Source organism: Fulvivirga aurantia (assembly GCF_009711475.1).
In the GTDB taxonomy this organism is placed as follows: Bacteria; Bacteroidota; Bacteroidia; order Cytophagales; family Cyclobacteriaceae; genus Fulvivirga; species Fulvivirga aurantia.
This window is the reverse complement of record NZ_SMMD01000208.1, coordinates 1-964: the sequence shown is the minus strand read 5'-3', so window position 1 is coordinate 964 and position 964 is coordinate 1. Positions and strand designations below refer to the sequence as shown.

Here is a 964-nt window from a genome sequence, read left to right as displayed (position 1 = left end):
CCGTAAACTTAAAGTGATTGCCAATTTTTTTATTATTATATTCAGCACCCAAAGCATGGGCTGCGTCTTCAATAATAGGAATACTGTACCTTTTTTCTATGCTTTGGAATGCTTCAATATCGGCTGGGATACCAGCATAATGTACTAGCATTATTACTTTAGTCTTACTATTAATTTTGGTTTCTACATCTTTCGGACAAAGGTTTCCAGTAGCGGGATCAATATCTGCCCATCTGATAGTGGCGCCCGTTTGGGAGATTACCGTATTTGTAGGCTCTGCAGTTAGTGCTGTACTTATTACTTCATCACCGGGTTTTACACCAGCCAATATTAAGGCAATATGCAATGCAGCTGTCCCTGAATTAACTGAAACACAATATTGATTACCTATATATTCAGAGAATTTTTCTTCAAATTCATCAACAACACTCCCTTGTGCAATATATCCACTATATAACACCTCTTCTAAAGCAGGCATTAAAATTTGAGGACTTGGTAAACCTGTTTTTACTAACGGAATCATTTGCCTTTATTTTAACTCTTCCCTAACATAGTCTATTGTAAGTAATAGCTTTTTTAATTCTTCAGTATCCAATATTTGAGTATTTTCGGAGCTGTAGTCTTCATCTTGAAGTTTAGGGCCATCTTCTTGGACGTACTTTGTATAATTTAAATCTCTGAAATCTGCTGGTATCCTGTAGTATTTGCCAAGATCTTGAGCTTTTGACATCTCTTCATTGCCACATAGAGTCTCAAACTTTTTTTCTCCATGTCTGGCCCCTATGATATCTACAGAGTTCTGTGCATTGAACAGTTCCTTTAATGCCAGTGCCAGTGTATAAATAGTGGCTGCAGGAGACTTTTGAACAAAAATATCTCCGGGATTTGCATTTTTAAATGCAAATAGAACTAAGTCTACTGAGTCTTCCAAAGACATCATAAACCGGGTCATTTCCGGATTTGT

At 36.7% G+C, this 964-nt stretch carries 2 protein-coding genes; both read right to left on the bottom strand.

Annotated elements, in window-relative coordinates:
- Positions 1–523: DegT/DnrJ/EryC1/StrS family aminotransferase (locus E1176_RS00660; RefSeq protein WP_155208663.1), on the bottom strand; the 523-nt coding region annotated here is incomplete at its 3' end.
- A gap of 6 nt (positions 524–529) precedes the next feature.
- A partial coding sequence (locus tag E1176_RS00655; protein WP_185152503.1) for a polysaccharide biosynthesis protein occupies positions 530–964 on the bottom strand: 435 nt, incomplete at its 5' end.